18 protein-coding genes are annotated in these 19,389 nt (G+C 62.0%); 7 read left to right on the top strand and 11 right to left on the bottom strand.

Annotation, left to right across the window (positions count from 1 at the left end; all coding sequences use genetic code 11):
• The 3 genes from HQL44_07460 to rpmE form a co-directional block, all read right to left on the bottom strand.
• Window positions 1–1,239, bottom strand: coding sequence for an FAD-dependent oxidoreductase (locus HQL44_07460; protein ID MBF0268414.1), 1,239 nt, complete (start codon window positions 1,237–1,239; stop codon window positions 1–3).
• A 68-nt stretch (window positions 1,240–1,307) separates the two neighbouring features.
• The gene (locus HQL44_07455) at window positions 1,308–3,179 is read right to left on the bottom strand and encodes an adenylate/guanylate cyclase domain-containing protein (GenBank protein MBF0268413.1); all 1,872 of its coding nucleotides are present in this window, start codon (window positions 3,177–3,179) and stop codon (window positions 1,308–1,310) included.
• A 276-nt stretch (window positions 3,180–3,455) separates the two neighbouring features.
• Window positions 3,456–3,680 (bottom strand): 50S ribosomal protein L31, encoded by a 225-nt coding sequence (gene rpmE, locus HQL44_07450; GenBank protein ID MBF0268412.1) that lies wholly within the window; start codon window positions 3,678–3,680, stop codon window positions 3,456–3,458.
• Window positions 3,681–3,816: 136 nt separating this feature from the next.
• Between rpmE and HQL44_07445 the strand changes: the two genes are divergently transcribed.
• The 7 genes from HQL44_07445 to HQL44_07415 all read left to right on the top strand — a co-directional run bounded on the left by HQL44_07445 (window position 3,817) and on the right by HQL44_07415 (window position 11,777).
• Window positions 3,817–4,923 (top strand): CoA transferase, encoded by a 1,107-nt coding sequence (locus tag HQL44_07445; GenBank protein ID MBF0268411.1) that lies wholly within the window; start codon window positions 3,817–3,819, stop codon window positions 4,921–4,923.
• Window positions 4,924–5,131: 208 nt separating this feature from the next.
• A complete protein-coding gene (locus HQL44_07440) occupies window positions 5,132–7,270 on the top strand; it encodes a diguanylate cyclase (protein ID MBF0268410.1) in 2,139 nt (712 codons plus the stop codon).
• Between the two features lie 153 nt (window positions 7,271–7,423).
• Window positions 7,424–8,329, top strand: a complete 906-nt coding sequence (gene rpoH / locus HQL44_07435; GenBank protein MBF0268409.1) for an RNA polymerase sigma factor RpoH — start codon at window positions 7,424–7,426, stop codon at window positions 8,327–8,329.
• Window positions 8,330–8,362: 33 nt separating this feature from the next.
• Complete coding sequence (locus HQL44_07430) at window positions 8,363–10,456, top strand: CHASE domain-containing protein (protein MBF0268408.1); 2,094 nt, start codon at window positions 8,363–8,365, stop codon at window positions 10,454–10,456.
• Between the two features lie 85 nt (window positions 10,457–10,541).
• Complete coding sequence (gene ihfB / locus HQL44_07425; GenBank protein ID MBF0268407.1) at window positions 10,542–10,826, top strand: integration host factor subunit beta; 285 nt, start codon at window positions 10,542–10,544, stop codon at window positions 10,824–10,826.
• 28 nt (window positions 10,827–10,854) lie between these two features.
• Entirely contained in the window at window positions 10,855–11,142 is a 288-nt protein-coding gene (locus HQL44_07420) for a DUF1049 domain-containing protein (GenBank protein ID MBF0268406.1), read from the top strand.
• Window positions 11,139–11,777 (top strand): phosphoribosylanthranilate isomerase, encoded by a 639-nt coding sequence (locus HQL44_07415; GenBank protein MBF0268405.1) that lies wholly within the window; start codon window positions 11,139–11,141, stop codon window positions 11,775–11,777. Before HQL44_07420 ends, HQL44_07415 begins: the two co-directional genes overlap by 4 nt.
• Here HQL44_07415 and HQL44_07410 read toward each other — a convergent pair.
• The 8 genes from HQL44_07410 to HQL44_07375 are packed head-to-tail and all read right to left on the bottom strand — an operon-like array spanning window position 11,743 to window position 19,334.
• A complete protein-coding gene (locus tag HQL44_07410; GenBank protein MBF0268404.1) occupies window positions 11,743–13,152 on the bottom strand; it encodes a PAS domain-containing protein in 1,410 nt (469 codons plus the stop codon). The genes HQL44_07415 and HQL44_07410 overlap by 35 nt on opposite strands.
• Complete coding sequence (locus HQL44_07405; protein ID MBF0268403.1) at window positions 13,130–14,575, bottom strand: sigma-54-dependent Fis family transcriptional regulator; 1,446 nt, start codon at window positions 14,573–14,575, stop codon at window positions 13,130–13,132. The genes HQL44_07410 and HQL44_07405 overlap by 23 nt, the downstream gene beginning before the upstream one ends.
• Entirely contained in the window at window positions 14,572–16,215 is a 1,644-nt protein-coding gene (locus tag HQL44_07400; GenBank protein ID MBF0268402.1) for a hydrogenase maturation protein, read from the bottom strand. Before HQL44_07400 ends, HQL44_07405 begins: the two co-directional genes overlap by 4 nt.
• Entirely contained in the window at window positions 16,215–17,237 is a 1,023-nt protein-coding gene (gene hypE, locus HQL44_07395; GenBank protein ID MBF0268401.1) for a hydrogenase expression/formation protein HypE, read from the bottom strand. The genes HQL44_07400 and hypE overlap by 1 nt, the downstream gene beginning before the upstream one ends.
• Window positions 17,234–18,361, bottom strand: coding sequence for a hydrogenase formation protein HypD (gene hypD, locus HQL44_07390; protein ID MBF0268400.1), 1,128 nt, complete (start codon window positions 18,359–18,361; stop codon window positions 17,234–17,236). The genes hypE and hypD overlap by 4 nt, the downstream gene beginning before the upstream one ends.
• Window positions 18,358–18,588, bottom strand: a complete 231-nt coding sequence (locus tag HQL44_07385; GenBank protein MBF0268399.1) for a HypC/HybG/HupF family hydrogenase formation chaperone — start codon at window positions 18,586–18,588, stop codon at window positions 18,358–18,360. The genes hypD and HQL44_07385 overlap by 4 nt, the downstream gene beginning before the upstream one ends.
• A 48-nt stretch (window positions 18,589–18,636) precedes the next feature.
• The gene (locus HQL44_07380; protein ID MBF0268398.1) at window positions 18,637–19,059 is read right to left on the bottom strand and encodes a type II toxin-antitoxin system VapC family toxin; all 423 of its coding nucleotides are present in this window, start codon (window positions 19,057–19,059) and stop codon (window positions 18,637–18,639) included.
• Window positions 19,056–19,334: a type II toxin-antitoxin system Phd/YefM family antitoxin gene (locus HQL44_07375; protein ID MBF0268397.1), complete on the bottom strand. Its 279-nt coding sequence runs from the start codon at window positions 19,332–19,334 to the stop codon at window positions 19,056–19,058. The genes HQL44_07380 and HQL44_07375 overlap by 4 nt, the downstream gene beginning before the upstream one ends.
• Between the last annotated feature and the right edge of the window lie 55 nt (window positions 19,335–19,389).

The following is a 19,389-nucleotide window of genomic DNA, read 5'->3' as shown; positions in this document are numbered from 1 at the left end:
TTACGACCCCACCGAGGCCGCACCCGCCTCGCCCACTTGATCGAAGGTCTTGAAACGGTCGAAGCGAAAGGCCGAGAGAATGTCGGGAACCTTTTCGGTGGCCACGCATTCGGCCATGCGTTTGCCGCAAACCGGTGTCGCCTTGAATCCCCAAGTCCCCCATCCGGCGTCGATATAGTGATTCTCCAGGCTGGTCTTGCCCATGACCGGGCTGAAATCCGGCGTCATGTCGGCCAGTCCCGCCCATTGGCGCATCAGGGGCGCATCGGCCAAGCCGGGGATCAGTTCCAGCATGTGGGCCATCAGCCCTTCCTTGAAATCAAGGGTCGAGCGCGGCGCTTGCAAAGGATAGGGATCGACGGCGCCGCCCATCACGCATTCGCCGCGCTGCGATTGCCAGATATAGCAATGCAGGCTGCCCGACACGATGATGGTGTCGAGGAAGGGTTTCAAAGGTTGCGAGACGCAGGCCTGCAAGGGAATGGTTCGAATGGGCAAGGTCACGCCCGCCATGCCCGCCACTTTGGAACTCATGCCCGCCACCGCCTGCAGCACCTTGCCGCAGCCGACCTTGCCGCGCGTGGTTTGCACCGAGACGATCTTTCCGCCCGACAGTTCAAAGCCGGTGACTTCCGTGCCCTGGTGAATCTCGACGCCCATTTCGGCGGCGCGCTGCGCATAGCCCCAGGCCACGGCGTCGTGCCTGGCCGTCGCGCCCACCGGATGATGAAGCGCTCCCAAGATCGGCCAGCGCACGTCCCGCGACATGTTGAGAGCAGGCTCGATGCGGGCCACGTCTTGGTCATCGACCAGTTCCGACTGAACGCCCATATGCTTGTTCACCTCGGCGCGCCAGCGCATGGTGCGCATGGCGGCATCGGTGTGCGCCAGCGTCAGATGGCCGCGCTTGGTGTACATGACGTTGAAGTCAAGGTCCTGCGACAGCGTTTCGAACAGGCCCATCGATTCTTTGTAAAAACGCACGCCCTCGGGCGTGATGTAGTTCGAGCGCACGATGGCGGTGTTGCGCGCCGTGTTGCCGCCGCCCAGCCAGCTTTTCTCAAGCACGGCGACATTGGTGACGCCCCAGTCTTTGGCCAGATAATAGGCCGCCGCCAGACCGTGGCCGCCGCCGCCGACGATCACCACGTCGTAGTTGGACCTCAGCTCCTTTTGGGCGGGAAGCTGCCGCTTGGGACGCGAAAGACCGAGGGCGTGCTTGATGAGCGCCAGAGGCATGACATGACCTTGAAAACCGCTATGGGCGGACCCTAGCGCCTTTTTTCATGGCATGCAAATATTTTTCACTAAAGTTGAGGGGGCGGAGGCGGCATGCTGGGAGCGGCAGGCGCCGCCGTCGGCTGCGGCCCCGCTTCCCAGCGCACTTCGTAAACGGGCACTGGCTCCTTGAAGCCTTTCAGCATCACCTGGCCCAGTGAGGTGAGCAACTCGGCCTTGCTGGCGGCCAGATCGAACACCGTCTGCGAACAAAGTATCTGGCGGGCCTTGGCCTGGGCGCAGACACGCGCCGCCAGCTGCACCGTGGCGCCGAACAAATCATTTTCCTCGACGATGGGTTCGCCCGAATTCAAGCCGATGCGCACTTCCAGCGGAATGGGCGGATTGGTCGCGTTGAACGAGGCGATGCCGCGCTGAATGGCGATGCAGGCCAGCAGCGCCGAGGGCGCCGTGGGGCAACTGGCCATGATGCCATCGCCGGTATGCTTGATTTCCTGGCCTCCATATTCTGCCAGAGCCGAGCGGACGATGGCGTTGTGGCGACGCACGATTTCCTGCGCCGCGAAATCGCCCTTTTCCTGCGTCATGTCGGTCGATCCCACCATGTCGGTGAAGAAAATGGTCATGATCGACTGCTGGGCGCCCGGCTTCATCTGCGGCTTGTCCCAAGATTCGAGCGCCGCGGGCAGGGCCATGAAAGGCTGTTCCTCGCCCGCCAGAAACCGGTTCATCGATTCTCGCCCAATCTCGGCCATCTGCTTGTAGCGCGATTCGACGAAATAGCTCTCGTATTTGTCGGCGAAGGCCTGGGCCAGATCGGGCTTGGTGCCGATCATTTCAACCGCTTCCTTCAAGATGACGCGCTTGTCGCGATCACTTAGCCCCGCCCTGGCGGCCACCGCTTCGCAAGCACCTGCCAGCGTCAGGTCGACGGCGAATTTGGCGTAGGCGTCCAGTTGCGGACGAACCGTCTTGATGGCGGCGATGGCGCCGCCCAGGAAGCGCATGACGGACAGGCGGTGCGCCTCGAAATCCTGGGCGTCCACATCGTCTGCTTCGGGAACGGGTTCCTCTTCCTCCTCCTCGTCGGGAGCGATGGAAAAGGCCGCTTCCTCGCCGGCAACCGGCGGTTCGCTGGGAACCGAGGGCTGGTAGGCGGGATGGAAAGACTCAGCCTCGTCGTCCTCGTCGCCCCTGTCCTTTCTGGAGAACCAAGACAGCTTCCACCAGGGCGCCTTTTCCACGCCATCGTCGTAATCTTCCTCCGTCGCGAAGGCGTAGCTGGGCGTATGATCCTCTTTCATCTTGGAATCGAATTCGAAACCGTGATCGTCCGGTTCAGGTTCAGACGGCGGCTTGGGCTTGGGGCGCGGCTTGGGCCTGGGCGGAGCGGCGGCCTTGGGCGGCGCCGAAGCCCTGGAGAGGGCGACGAACAGGGAAATCAGCATCGGAAGCGCGATCACCACCACGCCCAGCAGGAAGGCGATGACGACGACGCCCTTGGCTTGGCTGCCCGTGTTGATTCCGATATGCCCCAGATAGGCCATGAGCATCGAGGTGCCGAGAGCGACCAGAATGCCGAAGCCCAGGCTGAAGATGGTAATGACGATGATGCGCCATGCGATGTACAGGCCGGAAGGCGCCGGGCCGGAAGCCTGTCCGCCGCCCCTATTTTCGTCGAACAGGTCGCCGCCGCCCGATTGCTGCGCGCCGTGCTTGCCGACGAAAATGACCGCTTCTTCCGTCTTGTTGTAGTCGGGGTAGAAGATTTCCCGCACCACCTTGACGCCGTGCCCTTCGCCCCGGCGATCCATGTCGCGGGCTTCGGCGATGGCGCTGTCTTTTTCATTGCTCCGGAAGCGGGCATGCAGCTGCCAATGCCTGCCTTCCAGCAGGTAGACCTCGTATGTCGTCTCGGTTCTCGCAGCGCGCGTCGCCATCGGCTTTCCCGGGCGCCCCCAATTCAGGGCGACCCCCGCAATCCTTTCTTGTGCCGGTCGCGGAACTTCAGCCAGCCTACGGCAACCGCCAGCCAAACCCCGCTACCGGGTTCTTGTTTTCCCGCCCAAGCGCCTTCAACCGGCGGCGGGCGGGTAGAATTTAATGTAATTTACCCAGACTGCAAATATAGAGGAGTTAATTAAAAAAGTCCCATCTCTCAGGCAGAAAGATGGGACTTTGAATACTTTCAAGAAGCAGGCGGTCGGGCCGTCTTGTTAGGCCTTGATGCCAAAGCTCTTGAACTTCTTGTTGAACTTGGCCAGCTGGCCGCCGGAATCGACCAAGCGATGCACGCCGGTCCAAGCCGGATGCGACTTAGGATCGATGTCGAGGCGCATTGTGTCGCCAGCCTTGCCCCAGGTCGAGCGGGTGGTGAATTCGGACCCATCGGTCATCACCACTTTGATCTCGTGGTAGTCGGGGTGGATATCGGCTTTCATGATCGTGCCCTTCTGAAATCAAGGCGGGCCTTATAGCGGATCGAACGCCCAGGCGCAAGGGCATAGAGCGGTTTGCAGCCTTTTCGTTGCATTCGGGCAAGATTGGACCGATCCTTGTCTCTGGAAAGGAAGGTCCATGGTCGCAGATTTTCTTGCAGGCATCCGGGTTCTGGACTTGTCGCAATACATTCCAGGCCCCTTCGCCACCCGCCAATTGGCCGATATGGGGGCCGAGGTCATCAAGATCGAGCCGCCAACGGGCGATCCCATGCAGGGCTTCGGAGCGCCCGACCATGATGGAATCTCTATCTATTACAAGCTGTTGAATGCCGGGAAGTCTGTGACGCGGCTTGATCTGAAGACGCCAGAGGGCAAGCAGGCCTTCGAACGGATGGTCGCCAAGGCCGATGTCCTGATGGAAAGTTTCCGCCCCGGCACGCTGGACAAGCTGGGTTTTCCGGCCAGCCGGCTGCAAGAGATCAACCCCGGCCTGATTCATTGCGCCCTTTCGGGTTTCGGCCAGACCGGACCCTACCGCCTGCGGGCGGGCCATGACCTGACCTATGTCGCCCTGGCGGGCGCCCTGGCCGCCCAAGGAACCAAGGAAACTCCCGTCGTGGCCGATCCGCCGCTGGCCGATCATGCTGGCGCCCAACAGGCGGTCAGCGCCATTCTGGCCGCCCTTTTGGGACGCGCCCGTACCGGCAAAGGGGCTTATCTGGATATCAGTCTGTTTGAAGCGGCGCTGTCCTTGAATTATCTGGAGCTGGCCGCCTCGCAGCGGCCCGAGGGGGCGACGGCGCGAGAGGGCGGACTGATCAATGGCGGCGCCGCCTATTACCGTATTTACCGCAGCAATGACGGACGTTTTTTGGCCCTGGGCGCTTTGGAGGCCAAATTCTGGCATTCCTTCTGCGAGGCGGTCGGCAGGCCGGATTTGGCGGCGCGCCATAGCGATCCCTTTCCACAAACAGCCCTGATTGAGGAAACGGCGGCCCTGTTCGCCAGCCGCAGCTTGGCGGATTGGCAAGAACTGCTTGCATCAACGGATTGTTGTTTCGAGTGCGTGCTGACCCCAGGGGAAGCCCTTGCCCACCCCCATATCCGCGCCCGAGGCCTAGTAGAATCCGGCCCGGGCTGGGCGGATATCCGCTTGCCGGTCATCGCCGATGGCAAGCCGCCCTCACCAAGGAAAGGGTTTGAAGTCAAGACCGCCGAGCAAGTATTGATGGAAATGACCTGAATGTTTGCGTCATTTGCATGATAGGTAGTTTTGTCTATGCCATGACAAGTAAATAAGACAAGAATTTTGCTGCATCCATTTTATCGGCACCCCATATTACTGAAGCTGTCAATAATTAGGCTTCGCCGTGCTTATAATCGGGTTTCGCAATCTGATCGTTTTACTGGTCCTGACGGCCGTCGTGCCATTGGGCGCGGCCTTGCTTCATATGGCATACAGCGAAAGAACACGCACCGAAGACAGCTCGATGGACTGGATTCGCAATGCCGTGCTGCAGCGGGCCGACGATTTCAAGCACGCTATCGAGGGTGCTCGCCAATTCGCCATGACGATGGCGATGGCTGGCGATCATGAGCGCTATTTTCGCAACCCGGCCTGCGGCAAGATGCTGGCGAGCCTTAAGACCGCCTTTCCCGCCTATGCGAATTTTGCGTTTATCGAAGCCGATGGCGATATTACATGCAGCGCCACGCCGCTGCCCGGCAAGGTGAACATCGCCGACATCATCAGTTTCCGCCTTGCCCTAGTGTCGGACATGCCGCAAATCGGGCCGCCCGAGCAGGGGCGCGTCGCCAAATCGAAGATGATCATCCCGGTCACCATCGGCCTTAAGAACGCCGCAGGGAAGGCGACCGGCGTTTTCGCCGCCAGCATCGATCTGTCGGCCTATCTGGCCAAATCGACGGCTGCGGCCCAGTCCATGAACATCGTATATACCTTCTGGTCGGACGAAGGCGTCATCTTGGCGCGCTCGCCCGATCTTGAGGGTCTGGCGGGCCAATCGCAAGCCGACGCCCCCATCTTCCAAATGATCAAGCAGGGCGCGCTTAGTTCGGGAACCGCCAGACTTCCCGGGCCGGACGGCGTCGAGAAAATCTACGCCTTCACGCGGTTCGAGGAACAGGCGGCCCGCTTCTGGATAACGGCGGGCGTGCCCACGGCTGAACTTTTGGGGCCAAGCCTGAGATCCTATCATATTGCGCTGATGTTGTTCACGCTGGCCCTTCTGGCTGGCGTCGGCACCGCCTGGACCTTCTCGGAAACCGCCATTCTGAAGCCCTTGCGCAAGCTGCACGATCTGGCTTCAAGTTTTGCCCAGGGCGAGCGGATGGCGCGCGTCGGCAAAACCGGCGGCGCCATGGAAATCCGCGCCATCGCGACCGCCTTCGACCGCATGGCCGACGCCTTGTCCCAGGAAGACGCCGAGAGGGCGCGCGCCGAGAGCGCCCTGCTGGCAACCAAGCAAACCCTAGAGCAACGTGTGCTGGACAGAACCAGCGAACTTCAAGAAGCCGTGGCCGTCGCTTCCGAGCGCAACGCGCTTTTGGAAACTAGGCGCCATGACCTGATCGCCCTGAACGAAATGTCGGACCTTTTGCAATCGTGCCAAACGCTGGATGAAGCCTGCCTCGTTCTAGACCGGTCGATGCCCGTCTTGTTCGGCATGGGCACAGGCGGGGCGTACCTTTTCCGCGAAAGCAACAATCTTCTCGAGCGCGTCGCCATGTGGGGCGGCGAGCTGCCCATCTCGTTCCTGCCCGACGACTGCTGGGCGCTGCGCCTGGGCCGCACCTACTCGTCCATCCAGGGTGACGCAAGGCCCCATTGTTCGCATTTTCAAAAGCCCACATCGCATGCCACGCATTGCGTTCCCTTGCTGGCCCAGGGGAAAACCCTGGGCACCTTGGTTTTCCTGTGGGACGGGGACGGACAGCCGTCCGATCTGGATTCCCGCCTTAAGCTGGTGCAGGCGGCGGCGGATCGCATTTCTCTGGCCCTGGCCAACATCAAGCTGCGCCAGTCGCTGCGCGATCTGTCGATCCGCGACGCGCTGACCGGCCTTTACAACCGGCGCTTCGTCGAAGAAACCTTCGAGCGCGAAATGGCCAGGATCGCCAGGACGCAAGAACCCTTTTGCCTCATGATGATGGATGTCGATCACTTCAAGCGGTTCAACGACACTTTCGGCCATGATGCGGGCGATCTGGTCTTGCGCAGCGTCGGCGAATTGCTGCGCGACCATTTCAGATCGACCGACCTGCCTTGTCGGTATGGCGGCGAGGAATTCCTGGTCATGCTGCCCGGCGCCAATCTCGCCAACGCCCAGGAACGGGCCGACGCCCTGCGAAAGGCGGTCAAGGCCCTGACGGTTCTGCACCAGGGCCGCCCGGTCGGGCAAATCACCATCTCGATCGGTCTTGCCGCCCATCCTTCGCTGATCGCCAATCGCTATGCCTTGATCGAGGCCGCCGACAAGGCGTTGTACCTAGCCAAGGCCCAGGGCCGCGACCGCGTCGTTCTGGCGAGTGAAGAGACAATACCGCCCGAAGAACCTCAGACAGCTTGACCCAGACCCCCTAAACCTGCTATTTTGTCAGGTAGAGAATAGTGCCGCCGTGCCGTCATGGGCGGGGGCCTTTCCCGGCGCGGCCCATGTTGGGCGTGCTGAACGAATATCCGCCTAGCCGCGGACGTCATATTGCTCGAGGAGGATGTGACAATGACAACCGACGCCCTTAATTTGCCCATTTCGCTAGCCGCCCCGGCCCCCGATGGGCTGAGGCGCTATCTTCAAGACATCCGCCGCTTTCCGGTTCTTACGGCCGGGGAAGAATATATGCTGGCCAAGCGTCTGAACGAGCATGGCGACATCGACGCCGCGCATCGGCTGGTGACCAGCCATCTGCGTCTGGTCGCCAAGATCGCCTTCGGTTTCAAGAATTACGGTTTGCCGGTGGCCGATCTGATCGCCGAGGGCAATATCGGCCTGATGCGCGCCGTCAAGAAGTTCGAGCCGGAGCGCGGCTTTCGCCTGGCGACCTACGCCATGTGGTGGATCAGGGCGTCGATCACCGAATATGTTTTGCAATCCTGGTCGCTGGTCAAGATCGGCACGGCGGCGGCGCACAAAAAGCTGTTCTTCAACTTAAAGCGCATCAAGACATCGCTTGGCTTGTCCGATCAGGCCGACATCGAACCGGCGCAAGCCCTGGAAATCGCCAACAAGCTGGAAGTTTCGGCCAGCGAAGTGCAGACGATGAACCGGCGGCTGTTTGGCCGCGACACCTCGCTGAACGCCCCGGTCAGAATGGACTCGGTCGTCGAACGCCAGGACCTGCTGGAGGACGAAACCGAGGATGCCGAGACCATGCTGTCTCAACGCCAGGAGACCAGCCGCGGCCTTGCTTGGCTGAAATCGGGGCTGGAACTGCTTGACGAGCGCGAGCGCCACATCATTTCCGAACGACGCCTAAGAGACGAGCCGCAAACGCTGGAGGCGCTGGCCGCCGAATACGGCATCTCGCGCGAAAGGGTGCGTCAGATCGAGGCGAAGGCTTTCGAAAAGCTCAAAAAGGCTGTTATCGGCAGCGCCCACGCTTTGCCATCCCCGGCCCTTGCCCTATAATTCCCATTCGCCCCAGCGGGCGAATGGAGCGACATGATCAAGCTGTTCAACGACACCGCCGAACAGACCGCCGACGGTGCCAAGGATTCGGCGACACGCCGCGTAGTCCCCGCCCTGCTGGCCGCCGTTCTGGTCTTCATGGCGGGGCTGGCGCTGATGGCCTATCTTGATCACGCCAACCTGACGAAGCATCAGAATGCGCAGGCAAGCGAGGTTCGCCAGCAACTGTCGCTGTTGAAGAACCGACTGGAAAGTGCGCTCGACCAGCGCTTGTTCCTGGGCCAAGGCATGGAGGCGCTGGTCAGAAGCCAGCATGACATCTCGCCAGCCGAATTCGACGCCATCTCGCGCATTCTGCTGGCGGGACGCACCGGCGTGCGCAGCATCGCTCTGGCCCGCAACAACGTCGTCACCCATGTTTTCCCCCTGCAAGGCAATCGCCAGACGCTGGGAAGCAATCTTCTGGCGCGTCCCGAATTGGCGAATGTCGTCATGGAGGCGGTCGCCAAGCGGAGCGTGATGATGGCCGGTCCCTATTCGCTGGACCAGGGCGGTTTGGGGCTGGCGTCGATAACGCCTGTTTTTTTGCATGCTGGTCAACGCGGTCAACCCGAGTTCTGGGGTTTGGTCAGCGTAATCATCGAGGCGGACACGATTTTCGACGAAGCCGGATTTCGCACTGCCGCCGACCGCATCGGCATTCGCGCCGCCGTTCGAGGCCGCGATGGGTTAGGTGCTGGCGGCGGCATGGTTTGGGGAGAACCCAGCCTGTTCGACGAGCACCCGATCACCATCGACATTGACGTGCCCGGCGGCAAATGGCGCCTAGCCGCCATTCCGCTGCAGGGCTGGAGCTTGGATTATCCCAGCCGATTGTCGTTCTGGAGCGGCGGCGCCAGTCTGACCGCCCTGATATCCTTCTTGTCCGCTGTTCTGATTTTGGCCGCCTTTCGCTTGCGCATTCAGGTCGAGGGCCGAGATGCCGTCAAGCGCGAGCTGACGGAAAGCGGAGAAAGGTTCCGCCGTCTGGCCGAAGCGGCGTGGGAGGGGCTGGTCATTCACGACTGGGCGCACATCTACGACTTCAACACGCGGCTGGTGGAAATGACCGGCTTTGCGCCCGACGACATCAAGCGCATGTCGGTTCTAGAACTGGTGCATCCCGAGGACCGCGCGAAATTCCAGAACGCGTCCGGCGACGTCGCTGCCGGTCAGTCCGAAGTTCGCCTTTGTTGCAAGGACAAACATGAAATTGTCGCCGAGGCCCGAGGCGCCGATCTGTTCTTTCGCGGGCGCGTGCTGCACGTCACGTCGTTGCGCGACGTCACCAAGACCAAGGAAGCCGAAAAGGCCCTGGTCACGGCCAGGGACGCGGCCCAGATGGCCAACCGCGTCAAATCGGAATTCCTGGCCAATATGAGCCATGAATTGCGCACCCCCTTGAACGCCGTGCTGGGCTTCTCGGACATCATGGAGCAGGAACTTTTAGGACCTTTGGGAACGCCGCGCTACAAAACCTTCGCGCACGACATCCAAGTGTCGGCCCGCCATCTTCTGGACATCATCAACGACATTCTGGACATTTCGCGGGTCGAGGCGGGCACGATGGATCTGTATGAAACCATCTTCGATCCCGTCTCGGTCGCGCGGTCCAGCCTGCGTCTGCTGGAAGCCAGGGCGCTCAAGACGCATTGCACGCTCGTTCTCGATCTGCCAGACGAATCCTTGCCCGCCGTCGTGGGCGACCAACGGCGCATCAAGCAGATCTTGCTGAACCTGCTGTCCAACGCCGTCAAATTCACGCCCGAGGGCGGCAAGGTGACGCTGACGCTCAGGCAGAACCCGGATGAAAGCCTGCTCTTCAGGGTGACCGACACCGGGATCGGCATGTCGCCCCAGGACATTCAAAAGGCCATGACGCCCTTCATGCAGGTCGACAGCGGCATGAACCGGCGCCAGGAGGGGACAGGCCTTGGCCTGCCCCTCGCCCAGAGCATGATCGAGATGCATGGGGGAACCATGACCGTCGAAAGCGAGCCGGGCAAAGGCGCCTCGGTCGGCTTTTTCCTGCCCGCTGAACGGGTGCGCCGCGCCAAGTCAGCCCTTCAGCCGGGCCATTCCAGCTAAATTAATCGATTTTCTCAAGGGGATGCTTGACGCGCCGCCCCCCATTTGGCAGCCTGAGGGTCTCATGCGACGAGGGATGCCCACCATGACCAAATCCGAACTGATCGCCCGCCTGGCGGAATTGAACCCCCATCTCTACCAGCGCGACGTCGAGCGTATCGTCACGACCATCTTCGATGAGGTCGGCGAGGCGCTGGCCCGAGGCGACCGGGTGGAATTGCGCGGCTTCGGGGCCTTTTCCGTGAAGCGGCGCGACGCCAGACAGGGGCGCAATCCCCGCACCGGACAGTCGGTGTCGGTGTCGTCGAAATTCGTTCCCTTCTTTCGCACCGGCAAGCAATTGCGGGAACGTCTGAACACGGTGGGCTGATGCGGCCCGCCCCACAGCGGGGGGCGTTATGCTGCGACTGCTAAAGTTACTGATTCTTCTGCCGATCACCGGCCTTTTGGTCGTGTTCGCGGTCGTCAACCGTCAATCGGCGGCGGTGTCGCTGTGGCCCCTGCCCTATGAAATCGCCACCCCGGTCTTTTTCCTTGTTCTGGCGCCGCTGACCCTGGGCGTTTTGCTGGGCGGCGCCGCCGCTTGGTTGGCGGGCGGCAAATCGCGCCGTCTGTCCCGTGAGCGCGCCCGCCAGATCAAGACCCTGGAAAAGTCTGCGCCTGCCCTACCAGCCGTGTTGCCATGATCGCCGCAAAAATCTGCGGGCTGAACGACGCTGTCGGCGTCGATGCCGCGACCCGGCATGGCGCGTCCTTTTTGGGATTCGTCTTTTTCCCGCCCAGCCCGCGCAACGTCGCCCCGGAACTGGCGGCGGGTCTGATGCATCGCGTGCCGACCGGCATCGTCAAGGTTGGCCTGTTCGTCGATCCAAGCGACGAATTTTTGCAAACCGTTCTGCATCACGCGCCGCTTGACCTCATACAGTTGCATGGCAAGGAAACGCCCGCCCGCACGGCCGCCATTCGCAAACAGTGCAAGCGCCCCGTCATGAAGGCCCTGCCGCTGGCGGGTCCGCAGGATCTTCAAGCGGTCAAGGACTATGCCGACATCGCCGACCGATTGCTGTTCGACGCGCCGCCGCCCCAGGGGGCGACGCGCCCCGGCGGCAACGCCAACAGCTTCGACTGGACGCTGCTGGCCAACCTGCGCATCCGCCTGCCTTGGATGCTGGCGGGCGGATTGACGCCCAGCAATCTGGCCGAAGCCGTACGGACAAGCGGCGCCAAAGAGGTGGACGTCTCCTCGGGCGTCGAAGACGCGCCTGGCAAAAAGAATCCCGACAAAATCAGGGCGTTTCTGGAACTGGCCCGGACGCTGTAGAGCGCTTGCCCTTGCCATCTGTCGCCAATGGAAGCGTGAACAGCACCACAGCACCACCGTCGGGATGGTTGCCCGCCTCGATGGCGCCGCCGTGATCTTTCACGATGTTCCAAGAAATCCACAAACCAAGACCGGTGCCGCGCCCGGGCGGCTTGGTGGTGAAGAAAGGGTCGAACACTTTCAGCAGGCTGTCGTCGGCGATGCCCGGACCATTGTCGCGCACGCCGACCACGGCGCTGGCCCCTTCGGCCCTGGCGCTCAGCCACAGCTTGGCTTGCTTGACGTCTTCCATGGCGTCCAGCGCGTTTTCGACCAGATTGACCAGCACCTGATGAATGGCGCCGGCATTGCCGCGCACGTTCAAGCTGGCAGGCAGGTCGAAAGCCAGTTCCGCCTGCTTCTTTCGTCCGCGCGCCGCCCATTCGCCAGCCGTGCGCGCCACCTCGGCCAGATTGAAAATTTCAGCGCCGCCTGGATTGGTAAAGGACAGACGCTTCAGGTTGCGCACGATCTCGGCCACCCGCCCAGCGCCCTCGCGCGTGCCGTCGATCAGAGGCCCAAGATCGGCCAGCACGGCGTCGATGGACAGTTCGGCGCGCAGCTTTTCGCGCGCCCTGGCCGACGCCCCCTCGTGCACCGCATCGACATAGCTGGTCAGGCGGTCGAGATAGCGCGCCAGGGAATGCACATTGCCCAGCACGAAACTGACAGGATTGTTAAGCTCGTGCGCCACGCCCGCGACCAAGCGCCCCAAAGAGGCCAGCTTTTCCGACTGCACCAACTGTTGCTGGGCGGCCTTCAGATCGGCATGCGCCGTCTCCAGCGCTTCATAGGCGCGGCGCAATTCACCCACCGGACGCCCGATCAGCACATAGCCAGCGGGCTGGCCCAACGCGTCGCGGCGCAACGACGCATTAAGGGCTACGGGTTCCGTCGCCTCGCCCGACTTGGCCAGAAAGCGCACTTCGCGGTCCTGGACCGGCTGGGCGCCGGACAGGCCCAGCAAAGATTCCACCAGGCTTTGTCCGGCAAAGGGCAGCAAGGTGGTCAGGGGTTCGCCCAGCAAATCGGCCTCGGCTTGGCCGGTCAGATCGAGCAAGGCCTGATTGACCTGCTGAATCTGGCATTTGCCGTCACAGACCAGCAGCACGTCGGACATCGAGGACAGAACGCTGCCGATGAAACGGTGTGCTTGTTCAAGCGCGTCGTTCTTGCTTTCCAGGTCGACTTCGTAGCGGATGAGGTCGGAATAGACCTCTTCCATCTTGCGGATGACTTCGATCCAGGCGGTTTCCTGCAAGCCGGTCAGATTGAGACCGCCCACCTGTTCCAGCATGTCGGGCAGCGCCCGATCAGTTGAGACGCTCGAGGCCATAACGTTGCAACTTGGCGCGCAGGCCCACCCGAGACAATCCCAGTTCCTCGGCGGCGCGGCTGATATTGTGGCGGTGACGGCGCAGCGATTCGGCGATCAAACGTTCCTCGAGCCGCTCGACGTGATCCTTCAAAGCGCCCTGCGGTTCCGGCAATTGAATGGATGCAAAGCCGAACTGCGCCGCCGGACGCTTTTCGCGAACGGGTTCGCTTAGCAAATCGGGGCCAAGCTCCGGCCCATCGGCCAGCGCCACCATGCGGCTGATTTCGTTTTGCATCTCGCGCACATTGCCCGGCCAGTCATAGTCTTGCAGGCGGGCCAGGGTTTCCGGCGCGATGACGCCGATTTTCTTGCCAAACGATTTCGCCGCCTGTTCGACCAGCCGCTGCGCGATCAGGGGCAAATCCATCGGCCGCTCGCGCAGCGGCGGCACATGCAAGCGCAATCCGGCGAGACGATAATAAAGATCGCGTCGAAAGCGCCCCTCCGCCACGTCTCGTTCCAGATCGCGGTTGGTGGCGGCAATGACGCGCACGTCGATCTTGCGTGGCCCCCTGGCCCCCAACGGGCGGATTTCGCCTTCCTGCAACACGCGCAGCAGCTTGACTTGGAAGGCGGGCGAGGTGTCGCCGATTTCATCCAGGAAGATGGTGCCGCCGCTGGCCTGTTCGAACAGGCCGATGCGGTCTTCCATGGCGCCGGTGAAGGCGCCCCGTTTGGTGCCGAACAATTCGCTTTCCAGCAGCGTGTCGGGAAGGGCGCCGCAATTCTCGACCACGAAGGGCTTTTCGCCGCGGTGCGAATTATAGTGCAGGGCGCGGGCCAGCAATTCCTTGCCGGTGCCGGACTCGCCGGTGATCAGCACGGGAATGTCGTATCTGGCGATCCGGCGCGCCAAATCGATTGCCCCTTTCAGAGGGCTGGCGTCGCAACAAAGCAGGCGATCAAAGCCAAAGCGGCTTTTCAGCGATTTGCGCTTGTCGGCCACCACGCGGCCCAGGCTTTTGGAATCGAGCTTGATCTCCAGGCTGGCCGCATGGTTTTCGCTTTGCAGCCTGAACAGGCGCGTGGCTTCGCGCACGATTTCCAGCAGCGCCTCCGGCTCCCATGGCTTGGTGACGTACTGGTAGATTCCCGCCTCGTTGACGCCCGCGATGATGTCTTCGGAATCGGTGTAGCCCGAGATGATGATGCGCACCGTTTCCGGCCAGCGTTCGCGCGCGCGCTTCAAGAAGGCGACGCCGGTCTCGCCCGGCATGCGCTGATCGCAAAGGATCGCCTCGACCCGTTCTTGCTCCAGCAAGGTCTCGGCCGCCTCGGCCCCCGAAGCGGTGAAGACGTAAAACTCCTCGCTCAACACGCGTCTGAGCGCTTCTTGCGAGCGTATCTCGTCGTCAATGACCAGGATGGTCGGCTTGCTCATGCGACAAGTTTAGCACGCCGATGGGGTGCCAGGTAAAGAGGGGTGCGCGACTTGGCCGATTTGAAGATGAAGTGATAGCGCGCCACATGATAGCTGGGATCGAAGCCGTAGAAATTAAGGCGCATTCGCTCAAGCTCTTCTGCGCGATAGGCCGACAGCGGCTTTGCCGCTTCGTCGTCGGCGCGAGATTGGCGCTTGGCCGCCAACTTTTCCAAGAACCCATCTCCCGCCGCCATTGCTGCGGCGCAACCAAGCGCTTCTTGCGCAAAGCTGGCCATGTCCTTGCTGAGAACGACGTCGGCTAGACCCAGATCAAGGGCCTCGGCGGCGCCCATGGGAAGCCTCGCCTCAAGGATGCGCAGCGCTTGTTCCTTGGTCGTGCGCTTGGGCAGAAGATAGGTCCAATATTCCGACCCGTAGAGATTTCCCATTCCTTTGTAATGCGGGTTCAGCACGATGCCGCCGCGCATCACCACCCGGTCGGCGGCCAGGGCCAGGAACACGCCGCCCGCTCCGGCATTGCCCGCCATGGCGGCCAGCGTCAAATGCGAGCCGCAGGTGATGATCGCTTCGGCCAGATCGTCGATGGCGTTGATGTTGTCCCAAGATTCGTCGGAAACGCTTTTCGCGGCCTCGATGGTTCCCAGATGAATGCCGTTCGACCAGTAATCCTCGCCGCCCGCCAGCAAGATGACGCGGGTCGGGCGCTTGGCCGCCGCTAGGAAGGCATCGCGCAGGCGAAGACATTGCGATGTGCTCATGGCGCCGTTGTAGAAGGGAAAGCGCAGCACGCCCACCGCTCCTTGCTCCTCATAGGCGATGTCGCTGGGGTCCTGTTGGGCCAAGCCCTCTGTCTTTAAGTAATGCGTGGCGGGCAATTTCAGTTGTTCGGATCCGGTCGGCCTGAGATGGCCGATCCAGACGGCGCCGTCGGCGCATGCCCTGGCCAATCGGGCGCCGTCGCTGGCCAGCAAAGCTCCAGGCGGCCCTTGCAGATCGGCACTCTCGGCGTCGAACAGATAAAACTCGCGACCATCGATGACGTCGCGAACGCCCGGCGCTCCGTCGGCCGAGCGGATCTTGCGAAGCACGTCCGCCGCCTTGTCGGTTCGCCAATCGATGGCGCGAAGTTCTTGCGGTACAAACGAGCGGAACGCCCCGTCCGGCGCTGGCGTCGGTTTCTCGCCCGCCTCGATCTTGGCAATCGCTTCTTGCAACGCGTCGATGGCTGCATCGCTGACCTCGCGCCGGTAAAGGCTGCCCTTGCTGGCGGCGCGCATTTGGAACGCGCGGTGCGCCCAGACGGGGCCGGCATCGAAATCGGCTGCCGCCTCCAACACCGTCACCCCCCATTGCGAACGGCCCTCCAGAATAGCCCAATCAAGGGCGGCGGGGCCACGGTCGCCCAAGGGGCCGGGATGAATGACAAGACAGCGCACGGCCTGCCAAACGCTAGGCGGAATGGCGCGCTTCAAGAAAGGGGCGACGATCAAGTCGGGTCGAAACAGCGCCACGGCCTCTTCGGTCACGCTGTCCTTGATGTCAAGCTCTAGGGCCAGTTCGTGGCCGAGGGCTTGCAGTTCCACCCAGACGCGTTGGGTCAGACTGTTGAAGGAATGGGCGAGCAACAAAATGCGCATCAGCAGATTCTCGGCAGTTGTTCGCCGGTCAGCCAATCGACCATGCGGGTTCCGCCAAAGGCGGTCTTCAAGGTCACGAAGCAATCGGCATCCTGGGTCACGCGCCCGATGATGGCGCTGTCCGCCCCTTTGGGATGTGCGCGCATAACGGCCAGCAGGCGCTCTGCCTGATCGCCTGCGCAGATGGCGACCAGCTTGCCTTCGTTGGCGACGTTCAAGGGATCAAGCCCCAGGAATTCGCAGGCGGCGCGCACGGCCCCTTTGATGGGAATGGCGCGCTCGTCCAATTCCATGCCGACCTTGGCTTGCCTGGCGATTTCATTCAGCGTGGCGGCCAAACCGCCCCGGGTGGGATCGCGCAGCACATGGATGTCCGGCACTTTTGCCACCATGGCGGCCACCAGCCCGTTCAAGGCCTGCGCGTCCGACAAGATATCGACCTCGAAGGCCAGATTCTCGCGCTTGCTCATCACCGCCACGCCATGATCGCCCAGCGTGCCCGACACCAAAATCGCGTCGCCGGGCCTAGCGCGCTCGCCAGAGGGCGCCACGCCATCGGGAATCACGCCAATTCCGGCGGTGTTGATGAAAACGCCGTCGCCCTTGCCCTTCTCGACGACCTTGGTGTCGCCGGTCACGATAAAAACGCCTGCCTCGCGCGCCGCCGCCGCCATCGAGCGCGCGATCTGGGCGAGGTCGCCAAGCGGCAAGCCTTCTTCCAGAATGAAGCCCGCCGACAGATACAAGGGCACTGCGCCCGACATCGCCAGATCGTTCACCGTGCCATGCACGGCAAGGCTGCCGATGTCGCCGCCAGGAAAGAACAAGGGCTGGATGACATAGGAATCGGTGGTCATCGCCACGCGTCCGGCCTGCATTGAAAAGCAGGCCTGATCGTTGTGTTGCGCCAGCAAGGGATTGTCGAAATTGCCAAGAAAGATGGTTTCGATCAGCTTGGCCATGGCCCGCCCGCCGCCGCCATGCGCCATTTCGACGACGCCATGTTCCAGATCGAGCTTCATGATTTTCTCCGCTGGCGGCCATAGGTGTAATAGGCAGCGCACGCCCCTTCCGCCGACACCATGCATGAGCCGATGGGATGTTCGGGCGTGCAGGCGGTGGCGAACAAGCTGCAATCGGCGGGCGTTTTCAGGCCGCGCAGAATGGCCCCGCAAGCGCAGGCCTTGTGATCCTCGGTTTTGAACTCGGGCACGATAAAGCGCGCCTCGGCGTCGAATTGGGCCCATTGGCGCTTGATGGCCAAAGCGCTGTAGGGCACCAAGCCAAGGCCGCGCCATTCGAACGAGCGCTTCATCTCGAATGTTTCGGCGACCAGCGTCTTGGCCTTCATGTTGCCTTCCTTCGTCACCGCCCGGGTGAATTCGTTCTCGACCTCGAAACGGCCCTCGTTCACTTGGCGGATCAACATCAAGATGGCTTGCAGAACGTCCAGCGGCTCGAAACCGGCAATCACCACCGGGCGGCGATATTCTTCGGCGAAATAGTCGTAGGGCTGACTGCCGATCACGGTGGAGACATGCGCCGGGCCGATGAAACCATCCAGTGGCACGGTGCCCAGATCGCGCACGGATGGCGCTTCCAGAATGCTGGAGATCGCCGAAGGGGTCAGCACATGGTTGCAATAGACGCTGAAATTGGAAAGCCCTTCCCTATGGGCCTGGCGGATGGCCAGCGCCGTGGGCGGCGTGGTGGTTTCAAAGCCGATGGCGAAGAAAACCACCTCGCGGTCGGGATGCGCCTTGGCCAGCGCCACCGCATCCGACGGCGAATAGATCATGCGCACGTCGGCCCCCAGGGCCTTGGCCTTCAACAGGCTTTCGCGCCCGCCGCCTGGCACGCGCAGCATGTCGCCATAGCTGGCCAGAATGACGCCCGGCTGCTTGGCTAAATGAATGGCGCCGTCGATGCGGCCCATCGGCAGCACGCAGACCGGGCAGCCGGGTCCGTGGATCATGCGCACATTGGAAGGCAGCAGGTCTTGAATGCCGTAGCGAAAGATGGCGTGCGTATGGCCGCCGCAAAATTCCATGAAGTGATAGCGGCAATCGGGCTTGGCCTCGCGCGCGATGGCCGACGCCAAGCCCTTGGCCAAGTCGCCATCCCTGTATTCGTCGATATATTTCAAGCCGCGGCTCCGGCTGCCTGCATTTCGGCGAACAAGGCCAGCGTCTTCGCGGCCTCTTCGGGATCGAGACGCGACAGCGCATAGCCCACATGTACAATGACGTAATCGCCCACCCGGGGCGCTTCGATCAGGGCCACCGAGATTTCCTTGCGCACGCCGTCAAGCTCGACGACGGCTTGATCGTCGTCCCTCATCTCGACAACGCGGGCGGGCATGGCTAGGCACATGGTGCGGCTCCTTGTTTTCTGCGACTATGGCGGCTGCACGCGGCCTTATCAAGCGGACTTCAGGTCCAGCCAGGGATTGAGCAAAATCACGCCCGTTCCTGTGAAATCCGCCGCATTGCGCGTGACAAGCGTCAAGCCCCTGACCAGAGCGGTCGCCGCCAGCAGGCCATCGATGACGGGCAACGGACGATGTGCGCAAAGTCGGCCCCATGCCATTGAGACGTCGCCGTCTATCCCTAGCACGCGGTCGGCGAAATTGGCCTGGATCGTCTCCAGCCAGGCATAGAGCGAATTGGCGGCCACGGGGTCGCGGCGCAAAAGACTTTCCGCTCCTTTGGCGATTTCGCCCAAGGTGAGGGCGCTTATGAGCAACGAGTCCGGCGCGGCCCGCTCGATCCATGCAACAACATCAGGATTTGGCGCCTTGCGCCGGGTCTCCGAAATGACATTGGTATCGAGCAGATATCTCACAAATCGATCTCGCGCCCAAAATCCCGGGAGCGCGCATTGATGAGATCGATAACGTCCTCATCTAGCTTGGGGCCGCCGACCAGAACATCCTTGAACGTCCTTCCAGCCTGCAAAGGGGGGCGCAGCGCCGCATAATCTTCGGCGGAAAGGATCACCACCGCTGGCTCGCCCCGCTTGGTGACGAATTGCGGCCCGTCATGGCGCGCCCGCTCGACCACTTCGCTGAAACGCGCCTTGGCGTCGAACAAGGACCAATTAGGGGCGGTGGAGGGCATGGACCTGTCCTGAACGTTGCTAACTAGTTAACCAGGATACTTTACAACGGCGGGA

Source organism: Alphaproteobacteria bacterium (genome assembly GCA_015231795.1).
GTDB lineage: Bacteria > Pseudomonadota > Alphaproteobacteria > Rhodospirillales > WMHbin7 > WMHbin7.
The sequence above is the reverse complement of the archived record's forward strand: the minus strand, read 5'-3'. Positions and strand labels throughout refer to the sequence as shown.